The 23272-nt window shown below is 72.3% G+C and carries 21 protein-coding genes; 10 read left to right on the top strand and 11 right to left on the bottom strand.

Annotated features, from left to right (window positions below):
- Positions 1 to 82: 82 nt before the first annotated feature.
- The 7 genes from PSEJ31_RS15475 to rpsU form a co-directional block, all read right to left on the bottom strand.
- Entirely contained in the window at positions 83 to 1009 is a 927-nt protein-coding gene (locus PSEJ31_RS15475; protein WP_037034220.1) for a YihY/virulence factor BrkB family protein, read from the bottom strand.
- A gap of 62 nt (positions 1010 to 1071) precedes the next feature.
- Positions 1072 to 1563, bottom strand: a complete 492-nt coding sequence (locus PSEJ31_RS0101135) for a GNAT family N-acetyltransferase (protein WP_019397005.1) — start codon at positions 1561 to 1563, stop codon at positions 1072 to 1074.
- Between the two features lie 143 nt (positions 1564 to 1706).
- Positions 1707 to 2807: a serine hydrolase gene (locus tag PSEJ31_RS0101140; RefSeq protein ID WP_028914399.1), complete on the bottom strand. Its 1101-nt coding sequence runs from the start codon at positions 2805 to 2807 to the stop codon at positions 1707 to 1709.
- Positions 2798 to 3931: a serine hydrolase gene (locus PSEJ31_RS15480; RefSeq protein ID WP_051403597.1), complete on the bottom strand. Its 1134-nt coding sequence runs from the start codon at positions 3929 to 3931 to the stop codon at positions 2798 to 2800. Before PSEJ31_RS15480 ends, PSEJ31_RS0101140 begins: the two co-directional genes overlap by 10 nt.
- On the bottom strand, positions 3921 to 5087 hold the full coding sequence (locus tag PSEJ31_RS0101150) for an acyltransferase family protein (RefSeq protein WP_028914400.1): 1167 nt from the start codon (positions 5085 to 5087) through the stop codon (positions 3921 to 3923). The genes PSEJ31_RS15480 and PSEJ31_RS0101150 overlap by 11 nt, the downstream gene beginning before the upstream one ends.
- 237 nt (positions 5088 to 5324) lie before the next feature.
- Complete coding sequence (locus tag PSEJ31_RS0101155; RefSeq protein WP_019397770.1) at positions 5325 to 5771, bottom strand: GatB/YqeY domain-containing protein; 447 nt, start codon at positions 5769 to 5771, stop codon at positions 5325 to 5327.
- 155 nt (positions 5772 to 5926) lie between these two features.
- Complete coding sequence (gene rpsU, locus PSEJ31_RS0101160) at positions 5927 to 6142, bottom strand: 30S ribosomal protein S21 (protein ID WP_013533886.1); 216 nt, start codon at positions 6140 to 6142, stop codon at positions 5927 to 5929.
- 132 nt (positions 6143 to 6274) lie between these two features.
- On the opposite strand from rpsU, the gene tsaD reads away from it, so the two are divergent.
- From tsaD to folK, 7 genes are all read left to right on the top strand, one after another.
- Entirely contained in the window at positions 6275 to 7309 is a 1035-nt protein-coding gene (tsaD, locus tag PSEJ31_RS0101165) for a tRNA (adenosine(37)-N6)-threonylcarbamoyltransferase complex transferase subunit TsaD (RefSeq protein ID WP_019397769.1), read from the top strand.
- Between the two features lie 110 nt (positions 7310 to 7419).
- Positions 7420 to 7785: a dihydroneopterin aldolase gene (gene folB / locus PSEJ31_RS0101170; RefSeq protein WP_019399235.1), complete on the top strand. Its 366-nt coding sequence runs from the start codon at positions 7420 to 7422 to the stop codon at positions 7783 to 7785.
- A 57-nt stretch (positions 7786 to 7842) separates the two neighbouring features.
- The gene (locus PSEJ31_RS0101175) at positions 7843 to 9093 is read left to right on the top strand and encodes a mechanosensitive ion channel domain-containing protein (RefSeq protein ID WP_084220772.1); all 1251 of its coding nucleotides are present in this window, start codon (positions 7843 to 7845) and stop codon (positions 9091 to 9093) included.
- 72 nt (positions 9094 to 9165) lie between these two features.
- A complete protein-coding gene (locus PSEJ31_RS0101180; RefSeq protein WP_028914402.1) occupies positions 9166 to 10611 on the top strand; it encodes a circularly permuted type 2 ATP-grasp protein in 1446 nt (481 codons plus the stop codon).
- Positions 10611 to 11540 (top strand): alpha-E domain-containing protein, encoded by a 930-nt coding sequence (locus tag PSEJ31_RS0101185; RefSeq protein ID WP_019399232.1) that lies wholly within the window; start codon positions 10611 to 10613, stop codon positions 11538 to 11540. The genes PSEJ31_RS0101180 and PSEJ31_RS0101185 overlap by 1 nt, the downstream gene beginning before the upstream one ends.
- 63 nt (positions 11541 to 11603) lie before the next feature.
- A complete protein-coding gene (locus tag PSEJ31_RS0101190; protein WP_028914403.1) occupies positions 11604 to 12434 on the top strand; it encodes a 20S proteasome subunits A/B in 831 nt (276 codons plus the stop codon).
- 14 nt (positions 12435 to 12448) lie between these two features.
- The gene (folK, locus tag PSEJ31_RS0101195) at positions 12449 to 12958 is read left to right on the top strand and encodes a 2-amino-4-hydroxy-6-hydroxymethyldihydropteridine diphosphokinase (protein WP_028914404.1); all 510 of its coding nucleotides are present in this window, start codon (positions 12449 to 12451) and stop codon (positions 12956 to 12958) included.
- A 7-nt stretch (positions 12959 to 12965) separates the two neighbouring features.
- On the opposite strand, the gene PSEJ31_RS0101200 is transcribed toward folK, so the two are convergent.
- Positions 12966 to 13703 (bottom strand): pteridine reductase, encoded by a 738-nt coding sequence (locus PSEJ31_RS0101200; protein WP_019399229.1) that lies wholly within the window; start codon positions 13701 to 13703, stop codon positions 12966 to 12968.
- Positions 13704 to 13754: 51 nt separating this feature from the next.
- On the opposite strand from PSEJ31_RS0101200, the gene PSEJ31_RS0101205 reads away from it, so the two are divergent.
- Together PSEJ31_RS0101205 and PSEJ31_RS0101210 are read left to right on the top strand one after the other, a co-directional pair.
- The gene (locus tag PSEJ31_RS0101205) at positions 13755 to 14945 is read left to right on the top strand and encodes an SAM-dependent methyltransferase (RefSeq protein WP_028914405.1); all 1191 of its coding nucleotides are present in this window, start codon (positions 13755 to 13757) and stop codon (positions 14943 to 14945) included.
- Positions 14942 to 15328, top strand: coding sequence for a membrane protein (locus PSEJ31_RS0101210; protein ID WP_019399227.1), 387 nt, complete (start codon positions 14942 to 14944; stop codon positions 15326 to 15328). The genes PSEJ31_RS0101205 and PSEJ31_RS0101210 overlap by 4 nt, the downstream gene beginning before the upstream one ends.
- A gap of 44 nt (positions 15329 to 15372) precedes the next feature.
- Here PSEJ31_RS0101210 and PSEJ31_RS0101215 read toward each other — a convergent pair whose 3' ends face one another.
- The 3 genes from PSEJ31_RS0101215 to PSEJ31_RS0101225 form a co-directional block, all read right to left on the bottom strand.
- Positions 15373 to 17682, bottom strand: a complete 2310-nt coding sequence (locus PSEJ31_RS0101215) for a family 20 glycosylhydrolase (RefSeq protein WP_037034225.1) — start codon at positions 17680 to 17682, stop codon at positions 15373 to 15375.
- 110 nt (positions 17683 to 17792) lie between these two features.
- A complete protein-coding gene (locus PSEJ31_RS0101220; RefSeq protein ID WP_028914407.1) occupies positions 17793 to 20459 on the bottom strand; it encodes a TonB-dependent receptor in 2667 nt (888 codons plus the stop codon).
- Between the two features lie 128 nt (positions 20460 to 20587).
- Positions 20588 to 21589 carry a glucokinase family protein gene (locus tag PSEJ31_RS0101225; protein WP_019399224.1) on the bottom strand — a complete coding sequence of 334 codons (1002 nt, stop codon included), beginning with the start codon at positions 21587 to 21589 and terminating at the stop codon, positions 20588 to 20590.
- Between the two features lie 378 nt (positions 21590 to 21967).
- Between PSEJ31_RS0101225 and PSEJ31_RS0101230 the strand changes: the two genes are divergently transcribed.
- A complete protein-coding gene (locus tag PSEJ31_RS0101230) occupies positions 21968 to 23254 on the top strand; it encodes a sugar MFS transporter (RefSeq protein ID WP_028914408.1) in 1287 nt (428 codons plus the stop codon).
- The last annotated feature ends 18 nt before the right edge of the window (positions 23255 to 23272 follow it).

Consider the following 23272-nt stretch of genomic DNA (forward strand, 5'->3'; position numbering starts at 1 on the left):
TAGGATGCCATCCGCGCGGGTTCCTGGCCCTGTCCGCGTGGCGGAAAAAGCCCCGGCGGGGCGCGGCGGCGCGCGCGGGGCCTCAGGGCGCGGCCTGCGTGCCCCCGTCAGCGCCGGTGCGCGGGGGCACGGCGCCGATCCCGGCCCGGCGCAGCCGCTGGCGCGCGTGCGCGCGTTCGTCGATCACCGCGGTCACCAGGGCCCCGGCGAAGAACACCAGGGCCGCGTAGTACATCCACACCAGCAGCAGCACCAGCGCGCCCATCGAGCCGTAGGCGCTGCCCGGGGCGGCCTGGGCCAGGTAGAGGCCGATCAGGTACCGGCCCAGGGCGAACAGCCCGGAGGTGATCGCCCCGCCCAGCCAGGCCTGGCGCCAGTCGACCCGGCGGTCGGGCAGGTAGTGGTAGAGGAAGGCGAAGGCCAGCGCGTACAGCAGCAGGGTGGTCACGTAGCCGACCACCGGCAGCAGCGAGGGGATGCGCGCGAACACCAGCTGCAGCGCGGTGGTGGCGATCATCGACACGATCAGCAGGAAGCCCAGGGCCAGGACCACCCCCAGCGAGAACACCCGCTTGCGCAGCCAGGCACCCAGCCCGCCGAGCTTTTCGCCGCCGGTGCGGAAGATCAGGTTGAGCGCGCCCTGCAGCTGGGCGAACACCACGGTGGCGCCGACGAATAGCAGGCCGGTGCTGGCCAGGCCGGCCAGCGAGCCCACGTCCGGCTGTGAATCGGCATTGCGGATGATGGTTTCGGCCACCACCGCGGCCTGCTCGCCGGCCAGCGCGCCGATCTGGTCCACCAGCGACTGCTGCGCCGGCGGGTACAGCGAGGCGGTCAGCCACAGCAGCAGCACCAGCAGCGGCGCCAGCGACAGCAGGGTGTAGAAGGACAGCGAGGCGGCCTGGGTCATCAGGTCGGCCTCGACGAAGCGCTTCACCAGCGCCACCGGCAGGCTTTCCTGCAGGCGCTGCAGGTGCCGGCGCAGCTTGTTGGGCAAGGGACGGGTCATGCGGGCACGGTCGCGGTGGCGTGCCCAGCTTGTTGACTGGCGCGTTGCCGGTGCGTGAGCGCTCAGCCGCCGGCCTGGGCCGCCAGCGCGTGCAGGGCCTGGCCGTCGACGCGCTGCACGGTCCATTCGTCCATCGGCCGCGCGCCGAGGCGGCGGTAGAAGGCGATCGCGGGCGCGTTCCAGTCCAGCACCGACCACTCGAAGCGGCCGTAGCCGCGCTCCACCGCCAGCGCCGCCAGATGGGCCATCAGCCGGTGGCCGATGCCACGGCCGCGGAATTCCGGGCGCACGTACAGGTCCTCCAGGTACAGGCCGGGCTTGCACAGGAAGGTGGAGAAGGAAACGAAGAACAGGGCGAACCCGGCGGCCTGGCCGTCGCATTCGGCGATCACCACCTCCGCCGCCGGGCGCGCGCCGAACAGGGCCGCCTCCAGGTCGGCGGCGGTGCCCACCGCCTCGTGGGCCAGGCGCTCGTACTCGGCCAGTTCGCGGACCAGCGACAGGATCAGCGGGATATCCGCGGGGGTGGCGGGGCGCAGGGACAGGTGGCTCATGCGTCGGCGGGAATGGATACGGTGCTGGAACCGCCAACTCTAAGGCGCGCGGAATGAATCGGTACTGGCCTCCGCCCGGTGTGGCGCACGCGCAAACGGCGCCGCCTTGCCGGGGCACCGCTGGCGCGTGGCGGGGCGGCGGGTCAGGGCAATGCCAGCGCGGCGGCCAGGGCGCGGCCCAGCGCCTGGAATGCATGCTCGGCCTGCTCCAGTTCGCCGAAGCGCTCGGCGCAGGCCACCACGACGGTGGCGCCGTCGCGGCCCAGGGCGGGATCGAGCAGGCCGACATTGCACGCGCGCTGCTGCTGGGTGCCGGTCTTCTGCGCGAAGTCCGCGCCTGCCGGCAGCCCGGCCTGGATGCGGCGGCTGCCGGTGCTGATCGCGCGCATGTGCCCGAGCAGCAGCGCGGTCGAGCGCGGCGACAGCAGCTCGCCGCTGGCCAGCCGCTCCAGCAGGCGGCCGTAGGCCGGCAGGGTCGCCGAGTTCAGGCCGCGCGCGTAGTAGTCCTCGAACACCTGCTCCAGGGTGGTGTCGCCCAGCTCCGCGCGCGGTACGCCCAGCGCATCGGCCAGCGCCTGCAGCCGCGGCTCGCCGGCCTCGGCCTGGCGCAGGGCCAGCATCTGCATGCTGTCCAGCCCGGCCACCCCCGGATGCAGCGCGCCATAGGCGTCGTAGCGTACCTGGCGGATGGGGGTGACGCGGCCGAAGCCGGAGCCGGTCCAGGCGGACAGGCGCGCGTTGAGCCGGTCCTGGCCGATCCGCCGGACCAGCATGTCGGTGGCGGTGCTGTCGCTGTCGCGCAGCGACTTGTGCAGCAGGGTGGCGATGCTGAAGCGCTCGCCCGGTTCGTGCTGGAGCATGTCGCCGGCGCCATCTACGAAGTCGCCGGCGGTCAGTTCCAGTTCCTCGTCCAGGGCCAGTTCGCCGGCATCCACCGCCTCCAGCACCGCGATCGCCACCGGCACCTTGATAGTCGAGGACAGGTACCAGGCCCGGCCTTGGCCCAGGTCCAGCTTGCCGGCCTGGGCCGGGGGCCCCAGGCGGTGCACGTACACGCCGAAATCGCCGGGCATGGCCGCGTCGATCGCCGCCACGTCCCGCTCCAGCGCGGCGATCCACGCCGGCGCTTCCGCTTCCGTTGCCGTGGGCGCGGCAGGCGGCTGGGCAGGGCGGCCGCAGGCGGCCAGCACCAGGGCCAGCACGGCCGGCAGCGCAGGATGCAGGGGGCGGGAACTCAGGGCCATGCCGGCGGCGACACCGTGGGTCGTGGCGGGGTGTCCACGAATACCCCGGCGGCGGTGATGGCTGCGGCAATCCGCTGCAGGGCGTGCACGCCGGCGGCGGTGCCGATGCCGCGCACGCAGGCGGCAACCACCACCCGCGCCGGATCCGGACGCGCCGGCGGATCGGCCGGCTGCATGGCGATGCCCAGGTCGCAGGTGCGCCGGTACTGGGTGCCGGTCTTGTGGGCGAAGGCGATGCCCGGCGGCAGGCCGGCGCGCAGGCGGCGGTGGCCGGTTTCCACCCGCAGCATCCGCTCCAGCAGCCAGCCGGTGGCCTCCGCGCCCAGGGCCTTGCCGTCGGCCAGGGTGGCGAGCATGCGCCCGTAGTCGACCAGGGTCGCGCTATTGGCGCCGGTGGCGTAGTAGGCCTCGAACGCCGCGGCCAGGTCCGGTTGCCGCAGCTGTTCCGGCGGCACGCCCAGCAGCGCGGCGAGCTTGCGTACCCGTGCCGGGCCGGCGGGGACGCGCTTGAGTGCCAGCAGGTCCTGCGCGTCCAGCCGCGCCGCGCCGGGATGGAACTGGCCGTAGGCCAGGCGGCGCACGTCGGCCAGGGTGGTGATGCGCAGGCGCGCGTCCACCAGTTCGGCCGCGACCCGGTTCACCGCGGCCAGGCCGACGGTGCGGATCAGCACGTCGGTGGCGGTGTTGTCGCTGTGCACGATCATCTGCTCCAGCAGCCAGGACAGCGCCAGCGCCTCGCCGGGGCGGTGCCGGTTCGTGGCGCCGGCGCCGTCGACGAAGTCGTCGGCCCGCAACACCACCGGCGTGTCCAGCGCCAGCGTGCCGCGCTCGACCTCGCGCAGTACCGCGATCGCCACCGGCACCTTCACCCCGGAGGCCAGGTACCAGGGCTCGCCGGCGCGGTAGCCGTAGGACTCGTCGCGCTCCATGTGCAGCACGTAGACCCCGATCCCGGCGCCCTCGCCCAGCGCGGCCTCGATCGCGCGCAGCCTGGGCTCCAGTGCGGTGGACCAGGCCGGCACCGCGGCCTGGGTGGCGGGAGGCGCGGTCGGCGGCGCGGCGGCCGCCGGCGGCGGCAGCAGGGCGAGCAGGGCCAGCAGCAGGCAGCAGCGGCTAGCCCGCATGCGCGGCTCCGCGCTGCCGCTCCCGCCACTGGCGCAGGCGCGCGCGCAGCGCCTGCCACAGCGCGATCCACGCCGCGGTCGCGACGACCAGGCCGCCGGACAGCAGCAGCGCGTGCTCGTAGGACACGGCCTGGTAATAGCCCAGCGTCCCGCGCAGCAGCAGGAAGATCACCGAGATGTGGACGATGAAGGCCATCAGCGAGTCGCTGCCGACCACCGCCAGCGGCCGCAGTGCGCGCGCCAGGAGGTTGCCGCCGGCCACGCTGAGGCCCAGCAGGACCAGGGCGCCGCCGACGCTGAACAGCGAGAACAGCAGGCCGGGCGGATGCTTGCCGTGGTTGCGGCCGATCTCCACCAGCACCGGGCGCAGCGGTTCGCCGGCCAGGTGTGCGAAGGCCGCCAGCAGCAGCAAGCCGGCCACCACGCTCCCGCCCGCCAGCAGCAGCCGGCTGCGGGCCTCCTGGTCCCAGCGCCGCAGCAGGCCGCCGAGCAGCAGTCCCAGCAGCACCAGCGGCAGGCGCGACAGCTGGCCCCAGGTGTACAGCTCGTGGTCTTCGACCAGCACCGCGCGCAGCGGCCGGCTGTCGAAGTCGACGTGGCCGGACACCCACCACCACAGCCCGCCCGCCAGCAGCGGGCTGGCCCAGCGCAGCCAGGCCGGGGTACGCGCCCACAGCGGCAGCAGCCAGGGGATCCACAGCAGGGCGATGGCGTAGAAGCCCAGGATCTCCACGAACGAGGGGAAGGACCGGTACAGCAGGGCGTCCACCACCGCGTCGCGGCCGCGGTCCCACAGCTCGACCACGGTCAGCAGCTTGTACCAGAACAGCACCAGCAGGCCGCGCCGGACCAGGTGGTTGCGCCGCCCGGGCCAGTCCGGGGCGGCGGTCTTCGGCACGAAGGCCACGGCCAGGGCGATGCCGAAGACGATGAAGAACAGCGAGGAGGAGAACTTGGTCAGGGCGTGGACCGGCACCTGGCCCCAGTCCGGGAAGTCGGCGTAGGGCATCAGCCCGTTGGTGCCGTGGGAAACGATCATCAGGCACACGGCCAGGCCGCGGGCCAGGTCGATCGAGCCGATCCGGCCACCGCGCACGGCCACGGCGGCCGGGACCGTCCCGGGCGCGGCCGTGGTCGCGAGGCTGTCAGCGGACATGCGCCCGATCCGCCGCGCAAGCGGGACGGCTGCCCGCGGCGGCGCGGATGGCAACGGGGGCGGCGGCGGGCCGGTCGGGGCGCCCGTCGCGGGCGTGGGTGGCCATGGGCGGGTTCCGGGCGCGGGGACGGCCATTGCAGCAATGCCGCCGTGAGGGCCCGATCAGGGATAGGGCTGCCCCGGTCGCGGGGGCGGCCGGGGCAGGGGCCGGTGCGGGGGCACCGGCGGGGGGAGGGATCAGCCGGCGAGGCGGCGCTTGACCAGGGCCGAGACCTGGCCCATGTCGGCCTGGCCGGCCAGCTGCGGCTTGAGCACGCCCATCAGCTTGCCCATGTCGGCCGGGCCGGCGGCGCCGGTCTGGGCGATGGCGGCGTCGATCGCCGCCAGGATCGCGGCCTCGTCCAGCTTGGCCGGCAGGTAGCGTTCGATCACCGCGATCTCGTTGCGCTCGACCGCGGCCAGGTCCTCGCGGCCGGCGGCCTCGTACTGGGACACCGAGTCGCGGCGCTGCTTGACCATCTTGTCCAGCACGCCGACCACCGCGGCATCGTCCAGCTGGATGCGCTCGTCGACTTCCTTCTGCTTGATCGCGGCGTTGATCAGCCGGATCACGGCCAGGGTTTCCTTGTCGCCGCCCTTCATGGCGGCCTTCATGTCGTCGGTCAGACGCTGCTTGAGGCTCATCGCACACCTTCCAAGGTCACTAAATCAAAGCCGGACGGCCGCCCGGGGCGGTGCCGCGGCGAACACAAAAAGCCGGCCACGCGACGGCGTGCCGGCTTCGGTGCCCTGTACACCATGCGCCCGCGCACGGGCGGCATGGCGTCAGCAGCGCAGGCTCAGTACAGGCGCTGGCGCTTGGTGACGTCGCGCGACATGCGACGCAGCTGGCGCTTCACCGCGGCAGCAGCCTTGCGCTTGCGCTCCTGGGTCGGCTTCTCGTAGTACTCGCGCTTGCGGGTTTCGGCCAGGACACCGGCCTTCTCGCAGGTGCGCTTGAAGCGACGCAGCGCAAACTCGAAGGGCTCGTTCTCGCGGACTTTGACGCTGGGCATGGAATCTCCGGGACACAAAATACCGGGTCGCGCCCGGTGAGCCGCGTATGATAGCCACCTCGCCGGCCGCGCTGCAAGTGCGCCGGTGCAGGCCGCGCCGCGGCCGCCCCCTTTCCCCCCGGAACTCCCCCCATGCGTGTCCTTGGCATCGAAACCTCCTGCGACGAAACCGGCGTGGCCGTGTACGACACCGCCCCCGGCGCAGGCCTGCTCGCCCATGCGGTCTACAGCCAGATCGCCCTGCACGCTGAATACGGCGGCGTGGTGCCGGAACTGGCCAGCCGCGACCACGTGCGCAAGCTGCTGCCGCTGGTGCGCCAGACCCTGGCCGAGGCCGGGCTGGCCCCGGCCGACCTGGACGGGGTGGCGTACACCGCCGGCCCCGGCCTGGTCGGCGCCCTGCTGGTCGGCGCCGGCACCGCGCGGGCCCTGGCCTGGGCGCTGGACGTGCCGGCGGTGGCGGTGCACCACATGGAAGGCCACCTGCTGGCGCCGTTGATGGAGGACAACCCGCCGGCTCCGCCGTTCGTGGCCCTGCTGGTCTCCGGTGGCCATACCCAGCTGGTGGCGGTGGAGGCGATCGGCCGCTACCGCCTGCTCGGCGAGACCCTGGACGATGCCGCCGGCGAGGCCTTCGACAAGACCGCCAAGCTGATGGGCCTGCCGTACCCGGGCGGCCCGCAGCTGGCCGCGCTGGCCGAACGCGGCACGCCGGGTGCGTTCCGCTTCGCCCGGCCGATGACCGACCGCCCGGGACTGGATTTCTCCTTCAGCGGGCTGAAGACCCAGGTGCTGCTGGCCTGGCAGCAGTCCGACCAGTCGGAGCAGACCCGCGCCGACATCGCCCGCGGCTTCGAGGACGCGGTGGTCGACACCCTGGCGATCAAGTGCGGGCGCGCGCTGGATGCGGCCGGCAGCGACACCCTGGTGATCGCCGGCGGCGTCGGCGCCAACAAGCGCCTGCGCGCCAGACTGCAGGAGATGTGCGCCCGGCGCGGCGGCCGCGCCTGCTTCCCGCGCCCGTCGCTGTGCACCGACAACGGCGCGATGATCGCCTTTGCCGGCGCGCTGCGCCTGGAGGCCGGCCAGCACGAGGACACGTCGGTGCGGGTCACGCCGCGATGGGACATGGCGACGCTGCCGCCGTTGGCGGCAGCGTCGCCGTGATTGGTGATTGGTAATTCGTGATTCAAAGGCGCAAAGCGAAGCGGCCGGCGCTGGCGTCGCGGCGACGACTGTTACCATCACACGAATCACGAATCACGAATCACCGCCTCATGGACAAAGTCTTCATCGAAGGCCTCGAGATCGAGGCGCTGATCGGCATCTACGACTGGGAGCGGCGCATCCGCCAGACCCTGCGCTTCGACTTGGAGATGGCCTTCGACAACCGCGTGCCCGCGGCCAGCGACGACATCGCCGACACCCTCGACTACAAGGCGGTGAGCAAGCGCCTGATCGAGTACGTGGGCCAGTCCGGCTTCGGCCTGGTCGAGACCCTGGCCGAACGTTGCGTCGAACTGGTCATCCGCGAGTTCGGCGTGCAGTGGGTGCGGTTGAAGCTGAGCAAGCCCGGTGCGGTGCGCGGTGCGCAGGCGGTGGGCGTGGTGATCGAGCGCAGTGCGCCGGCGAAGGAGTCGTAAGTGGTGTGGGGTGTATCGACTGCGGGTGACTGGACCAGCCTGATCGGGCTGCATGGGGTGAGGGACCTGCTGGCGCCTTGGCCCTGGGCCTGGCCGGCCCTGCTGCTGGCGCTGCTGCTGGGCGCCGCGGCCATCGCGAACTTCGTCACCAAGCGCATCCTGCTGCGCGGCCTGCGCCGGTTGCTGGCGATGCTCGCCAGCCAGACCGGCAAGGCCGGGATCGCCGACATGCGGGTGATCCCGCGCCTGGCCAACGTGGTGCCGGCGATGGTGATCTCCTCCGGCATCGGCTGGATCCCCGACCTGCCTCCGGCGCTGGTCGCCTTCGTCCACGGCGCTTGCCAGGCCTGGGTGGTGCTGACCCTGGCGCTGGCGGTGTCGCATGCGCTGGACGCGGCCAACGAGCTGTACGAGCGCCGTCCCGACGCGCGCAACAAGCCGATCAAGGGCTACCTGCAGGTGGCCAAGATCGTGGTCTTCGCCCTGGCCGGCCTGTCGATCGTCGCCACCCTGGCCGGGGTGAAGCTGCTGCACCTGCTGACCGGCCTGGGCGCGGCCACCGCGGTGCTGATGCTGGTGTTCCAGGACACCCTGCTGTCGCTGGTGGCCAGCGTGCAGATCAGCGGCGACGGCCGCGTGCGCATCGGCGACTGGATCGAGATGCCCAGCCAGAACGCCGATGGCGACGTGATCGACATCGCCCTGCACACGGTCACGGTGCAGAACTGGGACAAGACCGTCACCACCATCCCGACCAAGAAGCTGATCAGCGAGTCGTTCAAGAACTGGCGCGGCATGCAGGAGGCGGGCGGGCGCCGGATCAAGCGCGCGCTGTACCTGGACCAGTCCAGTGTGCGCTTCCTGGAGCCGGAGGAGCGCCAGCGCCTTGGGCGCTTCGTGCTGCTGCGCGAGTACCTGGCGCAGAAGGAGCGCGAGCTGGCCGAGTGGAATGCCGGCCTGGGCGAGGACGGCCAGCTGCCGGTCAACGCCCGCCGCATCACCAACCTCGGCACCTTCCGCGCCTACGTGGAGCGCTACCTGCGCCGCCATCCCGGCGTGCACCAGGACATGACCCTGCTGGTGCGCCAGCTGCAGCCGGGTGCGGACGGCATCCCGCTGGAGATCTACTGCTTCACCAACGACACCCGCTGGGCGGTGTACGAGGGCATCCAGTCGGACATCTTCGACCACCTGCTGGCGATCCTGCCGGAGTTCGGCCTGCGCGTGTTCCAGCAGCCCGGGGGCGCCGATTTCCGCGCCCTGCTGGCCGAACGGGGCGGCCAGGGCCCGCTCGCCCCGGCCTCTTGACGGCCGCCCGCCGGCGTTGCATGTTGCGGTGCAACAACCGGCGCGGGGCCGCCGGGAGGCCGGGCGGGTGCGATGGACTGGACGAAGTACCGGACGCCTTCGTATGACGAGCTGATCGGGCCGGACGGCCGGCCACGCCCGGCCGCGCGCCCGCTGGTGGAATACCTGTCCGGGCTCTCCGACCAGGAGCTGGCCGAGCGCCAGCTGGCGGCCGACGTCGCCGCCCGGGTCATGGGCATCACCTTCACCGTCTACAGCGACGGCCGCAACGTCGACCGCACCCTGCCGTTCGACCTGATCCCGCGCATCATCGACCGCCGCGAGTGGCAGCGCACCGAGGCGGGGCTGGTCCAGCGCATGCGCGCGCTCAACCTGTTCATCGCCGACATCTACGGCGAACAGCGCATCGTTTGCGACAAGGTGTTCCCGGCCGCGCTGCTGGAGCGCTCGGTCAACTTCCGCCCGCAGTGCGTGGGCGTGCGCCCGCCGCTGGACGTGTGGGCGCACGTCTGCGGCTCGGACCTGGTGCGCGACGCCGACGGCACCCTGTACGCGCTGGAGGACAACCTGCGCATCCCCTCCGGGGTGTCGTACATGCTCGAGAACCGCATGGTCGCCAAGCGCGTGTTCCCGGAGCTGTTCGAGACCAGCGCGATCCTGCCGGTGGACGACTACACCGCGCAGCTGTACGACACCCTGGCCGCGCTGTCGCCGCGCCCGGGCGACACCCCGGTGATCGTGCTGCTGACCCCGGGGGTGTTCAACAGCGCCTACTTCGAGCACGCCTACCTGGCCCAGGCCATGGGCATCGAGCTGGTCGAGGGCAGCGACCTGTTCGTGGCCGACGACGACTGCACCTACATGCGCACGGTCGACGGCCCGCAGCGGGTGGACGTGGTCTACCGCCGGGTCGACGACCTGTTCCTGGACCCGGAGGTGTTCCACCCGGACTCGCTGCTGGGCGTGCCGGGGCTGATCCGCAGCTGGCGCGCCGGCAAGGTCGCGCTGGCCAACGCGCCCGGCGCCGGCGTGGCCGACGACAAGGTCGTGTTCGCCTACGTGCCGACGATGATCCGCTACTACCTGGGCGAGGAGCCGATCCTGCCCAACGTGCCCAGCTACCTGTGCCACGACGCCGACGACCGCCGCTACGTGCTCGAGCACCTTGGCGAACTGGTGGTGAAGCCGGCCAACGAGTCCGGCGGCTACGGCATGCTGATCGGCCCGCGCGCCAGCAGCAGGGAACGCGAGAAGTTCCGCGCCCTGATCGAGGCCGACCCGCGCAACTACATGGCCCAGCCCACGCTGTCGCTGTCCACCGCGCCGATCATCGGTCCCGGCGGGCCGGTGCCGCGGCACATCGACCTGCGGCCGTTCATCCTCTCCCGCGGCGATACCTACGTGACCACCGGTGGCCTCACCCGGGTGGCGATGGCCGAGGGCTCGCTGGTGGTCAATTCCTCCCAGGGCGGCGGCGCCAAGGACACCTGGGTGGTGGACCTGGAGGAGACCGCCTGATGCTCTCGCGCGTCGCCAGCCAGCTGTACTGGTTCAGCCGCTACCTGCGCCGCGCCGAGAACACCGCGCGGCTGGTGGGCGTGGGCAGCCTGCTGCAGCTGGACCTGCCGCGCTCGGTGCGCTTCACCTGGCGGCCGATGATCGCCACGGTCGGCGCCGAGGAGCTGTTCCTGGGCGTGCATCCGGAGCCGGACGAGGCCGATGTGCTGGACTTCCTGCTGCTGGACGCGCGCAACCCGTCCTCGCTGCGCAGTTCGGTGGCGCAGGCGCGCGAGATCCTGCGCAGCATCCGCGACGCGCTGCCGCAGGAGGTGTGGGAGGCGGTCAACGACCTGCACCTGTACCTGGACGCCGACGGCCCGCGGGTGCTCACCCGCCGCTACCGCATGGACTTCATCGGCCGCATCACCGACGGCTGCCTCAAGGTCTCCGGCCTGCTGCAGGCCAACGTCAGCCGCGACATGGGCTTCCACTTCCTGCGCCTGGGCACGGCGATCGAGCAGGCGGACATGACCACCCGGATCATCGACGCCGGCGCCTCCGGCCTGGTGCGGCCGCGCCACGAGGACGACCTGGAGGCCTGGCGCAACATGCAGTGGATGGCGGTGCTGCGCGCGCTGGCGGCGTACCAGATGTACCGACGCCACCTGCGCCAGCGGGTCACCGCCGCCCACGCCCTGCGCTTCCTGCTGCATGACAACGAGTTCCCGCGCAGCGTGCAGTTCTGCCTGGGGCGGCTGCACCGGATCCTGCCGGCGCTGCCGCCGCGGCCGCCGGTGGACCGCGCCCTCAACCGGGTCACCGGGCTGGTGCGCCAGGCCGACCCGGCGCTGCTGGCCGCAGGCGACCCGGCCGGCTTCATGGACGAGGCGCAGGTGCTGCTTGGGCGCCTGCACGAGGCCATCGCCGAGGGCTATTTCGCCGGCTGAGCGCGCGCCGGCCGCCACCGGGGCCGGGTGTAGAATCCACCGAACCGCAACCTGCAGATACCCATGACCTATTGCGTCGGCATCGAAGTGGACGAGGGCCTGGTGTTCGCGGCCGACACCCGCACCAACGCCTCGCTCGACGACGTGCGCGTGCACCGCAAGCTGCACGTGTTCGAGTATCCCGGCGAGCGCGTGTTCGTGGTCATGAGCGCGGGCAACCTGGCCACCACCCAGCTGGCGGTGTCGCGCCTGCGCCGCGACGCGGAGGATCCGTCCGCGCCGCGCAGCCTGCGCAACTTCCGCCACCTGTTCGAGGTGGCCGAGTACGTCGGCGAGGTGCTGGTCGCCAGCCAGGTGCAGGCCGGCAGCGACAACCCGCACGGCGGCATCAACACCCAGGCCACGCTGATCCTGGGCGGACAGATCGCCGGCGAGCGCCCGGGCCTGTACCTGGTGTACCCGCTGGGCAACTGCATCTCCGCCTCGCCGGAAACGCCCTACCTGCAGATCGGCGAATCCAAGTACGGCAAGCCGATCCTGGACCGCATCGTGCGCCCTGGCACCGCGCTGGAGGACGCCGCGCGCTGCGCCCTGCTGTCGCTGGACTCGACCATCCGCTCCAACCTCTCGGTCGGGCTGCCGGTGGACCTGGCGCTGGTCCGCGCCGGCGACCTGCGGGTGAGCCAGCAGATGCGGCTGGAGGCCGACACCCCGCTGTACGCGGAGATCCACGACACCTGGTCGCGCAAGCTGGAGAACGCGGTGCGCACCCTGCCGCGCTTCCCCTGGGAGCCGCAGGCGCAGGCCACGGAGGACCCGTCCGCGCTGCCACCGTTGCCACCGCGCCGGGTGCCGGCGCGCAAGGATCCCGGCGACCAGTCCGCGCAGCAGTAACAGGCACGCACCGCATGCACAGCCAGCCGGCGCCCGCGGGCGCCACCCCCGTATTGCTCAGCCTCGGCAGCAACCTGCAGCCGGAGCGCCACCTGCGCGCGGCGCTGGAGGAATTGCGCGCCCGCTTCGGCACGCTGCGGGTCTCCCCGGCCTACCGCACCCCGGCGGTCGGCTTCGACGGCCCGCCCTTCCTCAACAACGCCGCCCTGCTGCATACCGGCCTCGCGCTGCCGGAGCTGGAAGCCTGGCTGCACGCGCTGGAAGACCGCCACGGCCGCGTGCGCAGCGGCCCGCGCCTGGCCGACCGCACCCTGGACGTGGACGTGGTGTTCCATGGCGACCTGGTGCTGCGCGAGGGCGGCAAGGTGCGGATCCCGCGCCCGGAACTGAAGCACGCCTTCGTGCTCAAGCCGGCGGCCGACATCGCCCCGGACTTCGTCGATCCGCTCAGCGGCCGCACCCTGGCCGAGCTGTGGCGCGACCACCCGCAGCACGGCGAGGCGTTCGAGGTGGTGCCGCTGTGACCCGCCTTCAGTGGGTGCGGCCGCCGTCCACGTGCAGCACCTGGCCGGTGACGTAGCCGGCCTCCTCCGACAGCAGCCAGGCCACGGCGGCGGCGATGTCCTCCGGCGTGCCGGCCCGGCCAAGCGCGGTATCGCCAAGGATCGTGGCTTGCGCCGCCGGGTCCTGCGCCTGCTCCGGCCACAGGATCGCGCCCGGCGCCACCGCGTTGGCCCGCGCCTGCGGCGCCAGTGCCTGGGCCAGGCCGCGGGTCAGCGAGACCAGCGCCGCCTTGGCCGCCGAGTACAGCGGATGCCCGCGCAGCGGCGTCCCGGCGTACACGTCGGCCAGGTTGACCACCGCGCCGCCGCGCTCGCGCAGGTGTGCGGCAGCGGCCTGGGCGAGGAAGAACGGCGCGCGCGCGTTGACCGCGAACAGCGCGTCCCACTGCGCCGGCGTGGCCTGGTCCAGCGGCGTGGGGAAGAAGTTGGAGGCGTTGTTGACCAGCCCGTCCAGGCGGCCGTAGCGGGCGATGCAGGCCTGCACCAGTGCCGCCGGCGCTTCCTCCGCCTGCAGGTCGGCCTGCAGCACCAGCACGCTGCCCGGGCGCGCCGCCTCCAGGGTGCCGGCCAGCGCCTGCAGTTCGGCGTGCGAGCCGTGGCAGTGCAGGGCGAGGTCGAAGCCGTCGCGGTGCAGGCGCCGGGCGATGGCCGCGCCGATGCGGCGGGCGGCGCCGGTGACCAGGACGACGGGGCGGGGATGGGGCATCGGGCATGTCCGCTCGGCTATGCTGGCCATTCTCCACGCCGTCCCACAGCGATGCACCCCCACACCGACCTGCCGGAACCCGCGCCCGGCGCCCTCCACCACAGCGCGATCCTGGCCGACCACATCCGCGAGGAGATCCGCCACGGCGGTGGCGCGATCCCGATGTCCCGGTTCATGGAGCTTTGTCTGTACGCACCCGGCCTGGGCTACTACAGCGCCGGCGCGACCAAGTTCGGCCCGGCCGGCGACTTCGTCACCGCACCCGAGTCCGGGCGGCTGTTCGCGGCCACCGTGGCGGGCGTGCTGGCCGAGGGCCTGCGCCAGCTCGGCGGCCACGCGCGGGTGCTGGAAGTGGGCGGCGGCAGCGGCGTGTTCGCCGAGGTCGCGCTCAAGCGACTGCTGGAACTGGACGCGCTGCCGGACCGCTACGCGATCCTGGAGCCCTCGGCCGACCTGCGCGAGCGCCAGCGCGAGCACCTCCGGCGCACCCTGGTGCCCACCGTGTTCGAGCTGGTGGAGTGGCTGGACCGCCCGTTCCAGGACGAGTGGGACGGCCTGCTGTTCGCCAACGAGGTGATCGACGCCCTGCCGACGCCGCGCTTCGTGCTGCGCGACCGCCAGGTGTACGAGGAGCACGTGGCGCTGGACGGCAACGACGGCTTCGTGCGCGTGGACCGCCCGGCCGACGCCCTGCTGGAAGCGGCGGTGCGCCACATCGAGGACTACCTGGAGCAGCCATTCCCGGACGGCTACCGCTCCGAGCTGCTGCCGCAGCTGCCGTACTGGCTGCAGGCGGTCGGCGGCGGCCTGCGCAGCGGCGGCATGCTGTTCTTCGACTACGGCTACGCCCGCCGCGAGTACTACCTGCCGCAGCGCAGCGACGGCACCCTGCGCGCGTTCTACCGCCAGCGCATGCACGATGACGTGCTGCGCTGGCCCGGGTTGCAGGACATCACCGCCTCGGTCGACTTCACCGCGCTGGCCGAGGCCGGCACCGGCGCCGGCCTGGACCTGGCCGGCTACTGCAGCCAGGCCAGCTTCCTGCTGGGCAACGGCATCGACCGCCTGCTGGCCGAGGCCGAGGCGCGTACCGACGAGGCCGGCGTGCTGCGCCTGCGCCAGGAACTCAAGCGCCTGACCCTGCCCGAACAGATGGGCGAGCGCTTCCAGGCCATGGCTTTCACCCGCGACATCGACTTGGGCGCGGCCTTCCTGCTCGGCGACATGACCTGGCGGCTGTGAGCACCGGCGCGCTGAAGCCGCTGCGGCGGCCGCATCTGTGGCTGGGCCTGTGGCTGCTGGCGGTGGCCGTGGTCTGCGTGGCCAGCCTGACCCCGCCGCCGCCGATGGAACTGCCGCGGCATGGCGACAAGGTCGAGCACCTGCTGGCCTATGCCGCGCTGGCGGCCGCGGCGGTGCAGGTTTTCCGTCCCGGGCGCGCGCTGTGGGCGGCGGGCATCGGCCTGGTCCTGATGGGCGTGGCGCTGGAGTTCGCCCAGGGGGCGCTGACGCAGACGCGCATGGCCGATCCGGCCGATGCCCTGGCCAATACCGCTGGCGTGCTGCTGGGCCTGGGCACCCGCCTGACCCGCTGGCGCGACCTGCTGCTGCGGCGCGGCGGCTGAACGCGACGCCGGCCGCAGCCGCGGGCCGGCGTCGCGCCGCGCGGTCAGCGCCTTTCCAGCGTCACCCGGTCGACCACCCACATTTGCGGGCGGGTATCGCCGGTAAAGCGCAGGCACAGGTCCTGGCGCCCGGACAGCGCGGGCGCCAGCGGCGCCTCCAGTTCGACGAAACCGTCCGCGTCCGGCGCCGCCGGCAGCGGCACGCTGGCCACGCGCTGGCCGTCGCAGCCGCCGGCATGCACGTCCAGCTCGCCATGCGCCGAACGCGCCGGCTCGAAGCGGCGGTGCGGTTCGTCGTGCGCCAGCTGGAAGTAGTAGGGGATGCGCCCGGCGCGCACCTTCACCGCGACCACCCCGTCCAGGCGCGCGGCGGTCCATTGCCAGCACGGATAGAAGATGTCGGTGTCGAAGATCGCGCGCTCGCCCTCGGCCGGGCCGTCGTCCTCCAGGCGCAGGCGCAGCGCCGCGCGCCCGCGGCAGGCGTCCAGCTGCTCGTCGCTGCGGGTCAGCAGCGAGGCCGCGTCCCAGTGCCAGGCGCGCGCCGGCGCCAGCGGCTTGCCGGCGAAGAACGCCGCGGCCTGCAGCCGCGCCGGCAGCGGCAGCTGCAGCGGCGCCTGGTAGCGCGGCGAGGCCGCGGTCGGCGCGCTGCCGTCGCTGCTGTAGCGGATCTCGTAGCCCAGCGGGTTGGACAGGGCCACGCGCACGCCGGCGTCGCTTTCGTCCTGCAGTTCCACGTCCACCTGGAACGGGGTGGACGCGTAGCCGATGCCCCAGCGCCGGTAGCGCTGCAGCTGCACCGGCAGGCGCTGCAGGAAGGAACCCAGGTCGCGCGCCTGGCGCGGCGACCAGGCCACCTCGGCCAGCGCCGCCAGGCGCGGGAACATGTGGTGCTGCAGGCGCTCGAAGCTGCGCGTGTGCTCGGTCCACAGGTTGGCCTGCACGCCGAGGATGTGGTGCTGCCGCTCCGGCTCCAGGCCCTCGGGCACCGGCTCGAAGCCGTAGACCTGCTGCAGGGTGATGGTGGCCGGGCGGCCCGGCGGCTCGTGCGGGGAACCGGTCTGCAGGTAGTCCAGGTACAGCGCCGACACCGGCGCCATGACCACGTCGTGGCCCAGGCGCGCGGCCTTGAGCCCGCCCTCGGTGCCGCGCCAGGACATCACCGCCGCGCCGGCCGGCAGTTCGCCGTCGAGGATCTCGTCCCAGCCGATCGCGCGCTTGCCGTGCTTCTCCAGGAAGGCGGCGAGGCGATGGACGACATGCGCCTGCATCGCGGTCTCGTCGGCCAGTCCCAGCTCGCGCATGCGCGCCTGCACCCGCGCCGAGGCCTGCCACTGGTCCTTGACCGCCTCGTCGCCGCCGATGTGGAAGTAGCGGCCGGGGAACAGCGGCAGCAGCTCGGCGATCACGTCCTCGAGGAAGGCCAGGGTGGCTTCCTCGGTGTTGAACAGGTTGGGGAACACGCCCCACTCGCTGGTCGGGCGCAGCGGCGCATCGGTGCTGCCCAGCTCCGGGTAGGCGGCGATCGCCGCGGTGGCGTGGCCGGGCACGTCGAATTCCGGCACCACGGTGATGTGGTGCTGCGCGGCGTAGGCCACGACCTCGCGCACCTGTTCCTGGGTGTAGTGGCCGCAGTAAGGGCGCGGCTGGCCGCTGGCCGGATCGATGGCGCCGTCGCCGGCCGGCAGGCGGCAGCTGCCGGCCTCCACCAGGCGCGGATGGCGCCTGATTTCCACCCGCCAGCCCTGGTCGTCGGTCAGGTGCCAGTGCAGGGTATTGAGCTTGTGCAGGGCCATCGCGTCGATGACCTGCTTGACCTGCTCCACGCTCCAGAAGTGCCGGGCCGGATCGAGCATGAAGCCGCGCCAGGGGAAGCGCGGCGCGTCCTCGATCCGCAGCGCCGGCAGCCGGATGGGGCCGGACTCGTCCAGGGTGGCCAGCTGCAGCAGGGTCACCGCGCCGTAGAACAGGCCGGCCTGGTCGCCGGCGGTGATGCTGGCGCCGCCGGGCGCGACTTCCAGCAGGTAGCTTTCGCGGCCGCCACCGTGCGCCGGGTCCAGGCGGAAGCGGATGCCGGGGCGGCGGCTGCCGGCCACCACCTTCGGCGCGATGCCGCGGCTCTTTTCCAGCAGCGCGGAAAACTGCGCGGCCACGGTGCGCTCGGCCTCGCCGGCGGCCAGCAGCGGCGTGTCCGCGTCCAGCGCGAACTGCCCGCGCAGCGGCTCGAGCGAGGCCGGCATCGGGATCAGCGGCAGCGGTTGCGCCGGGGCGGAGGCGGTGGCGGTACCGGCCAGCGTGCCTGCCAGCACGACGGCGCCCAGCAGGCACAGCCGCCGCAACGGGTTGGATCGGGTCATGCGTGCTCCCTGGTCATGGCCTTCGGCAATGCAGCGGGCCCGGAAGGCTCCGGGCCCGATGATGCGGCCGGCGCGGACGCGGGTCGACCGCGCCGCGCCGGCGTCCCCGCTCAGTACTTCAGGCGGACGTTGAAGTAGTACTGGCGGCCGTTGCTGTAGAAGGCCGTGGGGATGGTGGAGCTCTGGTAGTAGGTGATCTCCGGGTCGTTGAGGTTCAGCGCGTCCAGGCTGAAGCTGAGCTGGTCGTTGAGCTTGTAGCTCAGTGCCGCCGACAGGGTGCCGAAGTCGTCCTGGTAGTACGGGTTGGCGCCGGACAGGCCGATCAGGAACTCCGAGCGGCGGGTGTAGCTGAGCCGCGCGCCGAAGGCCTCGTTCTCGAACCAGGCGCCGACGTTGTAGGTGTGCCTGGAGGTACCCAGCAGGTTGTTGCTGCCGTCGGCCCAGGTGTGCGCGGTGCTGCCGTCGGCGAAGGTGTAGTTGGCGCTGACGCCGAAGTTCTCGCCGATCGGCTGCTCGTAGGCCAGCTCGACGCCGTGCACCTTGCCGTCGGAGTTCACCGGCACCGAAACCAGGTAGTCCTCCAGCTGGTTGGTCAGCTCCGAGAACAGCTGCCGGGTCTCGGTGCCGAAGGCCACGTAGTCCTTCAGGTCCATGGCATAGGCGCCGACCGAGAGCAGGCCGCGCGGCATGAAGTACCACTCCAGGTTGGCGTCGAAGTTGGTCGACACCACCGGCTTGAGGTTGGGATTGCCGCCGCCGCCGGTCTTGTTGAGGTCCGAGCCCCAGGACGCGGCGCCCAGCGCCGAGTAGTCGGGCAGGGTCTGGGTCTGCGAGGCGGCGAAGCGGAACACCAGGTCCGGGGCCAGGTTGAACTTCAGGTTCGCGCTGGGCAGCACGCGGCTGTGCGAGTTGCTGGTGCGGACCCGGATCCACTGCCCGAACAGGCTGGAGACCTCGGCGTTGGCCGGATTGCTGACCGCCTGGTAGGAGTGGATGTCCTGGTCGATGTCGACGTAGCGCAGGCCGACGTTGCCGCTCCAGTTGTCGCCGCGGAAGTTGGCCTGCACGTAGGCGGCCAGGCTTTCCTCGGCCACCTTCCACTCGCCGCCGTAGTTGTGGCGGCCGGTGGGGCCGTCGTCGCCGGACAGCCAGGTGGAGTTGCCGACCACCGCGTCGCGCAGCGCGCCGGGGGTGAAGTACCACAGGTTGCGCGGGAAGCTGCCGCCGATGCCGTCGGCGAAGCCGGACGGGTAGGGCGCGGTGGCGCCCTCCTGCAGGTCGCTCCAGATGTCGCCCGGGGTCGCGCCCTCGGGCGAGCGTGCCTCGCGCTCGTGGTCGGCGTAGCGCAGGCCGAAGTCCAGCGAGGACAGCGCGCCAACGTCGAAGTAGCGGGTGAAGTCGGCGCTGAACCAGTCCTCCTCGTCGATCGCGCTCACCAGCTGGTTGCCCCAGGTGCCGAAGCTGGTGACGCCGGCCGGGCTGGTGTCGCCGCCCACGCTCCAGTCCACCGGCGCGCTGGCGCCGTGGGTGTTCCAGCTGGCGCCGCCGCCGCGGGCGAGGGTGACCTCGGCGATGTACTGGCGGTTGGTGGTGCCTTCGCCCTTGGTGGTGCCGGCCTGGAAGCGCGAGCGCAGGTCCGGGCTGATGTCCCAGTCCACGTCGAAGGTGGCGTAGCGGGTCTTGGCGCTGGCCTCGCGGTAGATCATGTCGTACACCGCGTAGTCGCGGTCCGGGTCGCCGGCGTAGCTGGCCTGGGCCAGCACGCCGTCGCGCACCACGTAGCCCGGCTCCGGCGCCTGCGCGCGGGCGAAGTTGCCGCCCCAGAGCATGAAGTTGCGGTTGTAGTTGTCCGCGTCCATGTCCGAGCTGAAGGCGCTCACGCCCAGGGTGAGGTTGTCGGCCGGCTTGAACTGGACATCGACCAGTCCGCCCTTGCGCTCGCGCGTCTGCTCGAACAGGGTCGAGCCCAGCAGGCCCGGCGCCCACACCCCGACCAGGTCGGGGTTGGTCGCGGCCACCGGGTCGTCCTCGCCGATCTGGAAGAAGCCGCCCGGGATCTCCTGCGCCTCGCGGCGCAGCTCGCGCTTCTGGCTGAAGGCCTGGACCAGGATGCCAAAGGTGCCCTGCTCGTTGCGGTAGTTGAACAGCGCCGACAGCTGCGGGTCGGTGGAGTCGGCCTGCTCGGAGTTGACCACGCCCAGCGAGGCCTCGGCGGTGATCGCGTCGGCGAATTGCAGCGGCTTGCGGGTGACGATGTTGACGCTGCCGGTGGTGCCGCCGTCCGGCAGCTTGGCCTGCGAGGACTTGTGCACCTCGACCGAGCTGACCAGTTCCGAGGGCAGCAGGGTGTAGCTGACGCTGCGGCCGACGTTGTTGCCCTGGCTGAGCACGAACCAGTCGGCCGAGCCGACGCTGTGGCCGTTGATCAGGGTCTGGGTGAGGCTGGGGCTGGTGCCGCGCAGGCTGACCCGGTCGGCCTCGTCGAAGCCGCCTTCGTCGGCGGAGGAGGAGCTGATGTTCACGCCCGGCAGACGCTGCAGGGTGTCGGCGACGTTGTGCGCCGGCAGCTTGCCCACGTCCTCGGCGGTGACCACCTCCAGGCGCGCGTCGGCCTCGCGCTTGGTGTCCAGCGAGCGTTCCATCGAGCCGCGGATGCCGGTGACCACGACCGTGTCCAGCTCGGTGGCCCGTTCCCCCGCATCCTGGGCTTGCGCGCCGGCGGCCACGGCCAGGCTGGCGAGGATCGCCGCGCTCAGTGCTGACTTGCAGTACTTCATGATGTCTCTCCCATCATCGGTTTGGTTGTGCCGGCATGCCGGCAACGGACTGCATCAGGTGCGACGGAACGGCACGACCGCTCGACTCCGCGGCACGACTACACCCGGCGCCTGGCGCGCCGTTCCACTCACTGCTCCACGAATTCCGAACCCAGGTACCAGCTGGCGGCGCCGATCACGCCCAGCTGCCCGTGCTCGACCAGTTTCACCGAGACCCGCTCCAGCGCCTCGCGCATCGAACCCTTGTTGAGGAAGCGCTCGCGGAAGCGGCTGCCGGCGAGGAAACGGCCGATCTGCGGCAGGATCCCGCCGGCCAGGTACACGCCGTGCACGCCGTACAGCAGGGCCATGTCGCCGACCGTGCTGCCGAGCAGGCCGCAGAACACCTCCAGCGCCTCGCGCGCCAGCGGGTCGCCGCCGCCCAGCGCGGCGGCGGTGATCTCGCCCGGGCGCGCGTGCACCGGCGCGGCGCCGCGCAGCGCGCACAGCGCCTGGTACAGGTTCAGCAGGCCGGGCCCGGACAGCGCGTGCTCGATCGGCACGTGGCTGCGCTGGCCGAGCATGTGCTGCAGCAGCTGCATCTCCAGTTCCGTGCCCACCGCCAGCGCCGCCTGCCCGGCCTCGGTGGCCAGAACCACGCCGCGGCGCCCGGTGGGGATCCACACCGCCGCGCCCAGGCCGGTACCGGGGCCCAGCACCAGCAGCGGGCCGGGTGCGGCCTGGGCAGGGCCGCAAAGCTGCAGCACCTCGCTGGAGCCGAGCTGGTTGACCGCGTTGGCCACCGCCTCGAAGTCATTGATCAGGTGCACCGCGTCCAGGCCGAAGCGCTCGCGCAGTTCGCGCGGCGACAGCGGCCAGGGCAGGTTGTTGGTGATCACCGTGCCGTCGGCCAGCGGGTAGCCGGCGCTGGCGATCACCGCCACCGACACCGGATGGCGGCCGAGGCTGGCGATGAACTCGGCGAGGATGTCGCCGAGGCTGGCGTAGTCGGAGCAGCGGAACTTGCTGTAGGCCAGCACCTGTGGCGCGCCGCCGTCGCCGTCGGCGGCGACCAGGCTGATGCGCACGTGGGTGCCGCCGACGTCGGCGGCGATGAAGGGCGCGATGCGGGATTGGATCGATGCGGTCACGCGGGCTCCCGTTGGGCGGCATGGTTGGCGTGGGCGGCTATCCCGGGCGCCCACCGGACGGGCCGAGTCTTGGGTCATCGTGACAACGATGTCAACACTTCCCCCGGACTATCCCGGGGCGCTGGCCGTGGGTTGCGGCGGCACCCGGCACGAATCCCGGCATTCCCTCGTATTCAGCAAAAAACAGCCGGGTCAAGCGAGGCAGGGCGATGTTGCGGGGCAGCACCACGGATGCGCCGGACGGCGCGCGGGGCGGTTGACATCCGGGCAAGTCTCGCGGAAAGAATGTGACAACGTTGTTCCCACCTGGCTGGCGCCCGTCGCGCCCCCGGGAGCTGCGCGGGAACGGCATCCAGCCGCCGGGGAGGGCTCCACCAGATGTCCGCGACCACCGCCACGCAAGCGCGTTCCAGCCTCGCCGCCTCGATCGCCATCGTCGGCGGGCTGTTCTTCATCATCGGCTTCTTCACCTGGATCAACGGCCCGCTGATCACCTTCGTGCAGCTGGCCTTCGACGTGAGCGAGATCGCCGCGTTCCTGGTGCTGATGGTGTTCTACCTGTCGTACTTCTTCCTCGCCCTGCCGGCGTCGTGGATCCTGCGCCGCACCGGCCTGAAGAAGGGCCTGGCGCTGAGCCTGGCGGTGATGGCCGCCGGCGCGGCGCTGTTCGGCGAGTTCGCCACCCGCCGCTGGTTCGGCGGCGCCCTGGCCGGGCTGTTCGTGATCGGCGGCGGCCTGGCCCTGCTGCAGACCGCGGTCAACCCGTACATCTCCATCCTCGGCCCGATCGAGACCGCGGCGCGGCGCATCGCGCTGATGGGCATCTGCAACAAGATCGCCGGCATCCTCGCCCCGGTGGTGCTCGGCTCGCTGGTGCTGCGCGGCATCGGCGACCTGGCGGCGCAGGTGCAGGCGGCCGACCCGGCGCTGCGCGCGCAGCTGCTGGAGGGCTTCGCCACCCGCATCCACGCGCCGTACCTGGCGATGGCTGCGGTGCTGCTGGTGGTGGCGGTGGCGGTGCTGTTCTCGCCGCTGCCGGAGCTGCGCAGCGAGGAAGCCAACGCCACCCCCGCGCACGCCGGCGGCGGGGGGCCGCGCAGCATCTTCGGCTTCCCGCACCTGTGGCTGGGCGTGGCCTGCCTGTTCGCCTACGTCGGGGTGGAAGTGCTGGCCGGCGACGCCATCGGCACCTACGGCCACGCCTTCCACCTGCCGCTGGACCAGACCAAGTTCTTCACCTCCTTCACCCTGGCGGCGATGCTGCTGGGCTACCTGGCCGGGCTGGCGCTGATCCCGCGGGTGTTCACCCAGGAGCGCTGGCTGAGCGTGTCGGCGGTGCTGGGCGTGCTGCTGTCGCTGGGCGCCCTGCTGACCCATGGCTACGTCTCGGTCGGCTTCGTGGCCGCCCTCGGCTTCGCCAACGCGATGATGTGGCCGGCGATCTTCCCGCTGGCGATCCGCGGCCTGGGCCGCTTCACCGAGACCGGCTCGGCGCTGCTGATCATGGGCATCGCCGGCGGCGCGGTCATCCCGCAGGCGTTCGCCGTGCTCAAGCAGTACTTCCACTTCCAGTGGGTGTTCGCCGCGCTGGGCGTGCCCTGCTACCTGTACATCCTCTACTACGCCCTGCGCGGCCACCGCGCCGGGCTGCCGGCCGGTCGCTGATCGCGCATCATGGACACG

Source organism: Pseudoxanthomonas sp. J31, assembly GCF_000510725.1.
In the GTDB taxonomy this organism is placed as follows: Bacteria; Pseudomonadota; Gammaproteobacteria; order Xanthomonadales; family Xanthomonadaceae; genus Pseudoxanthomonas.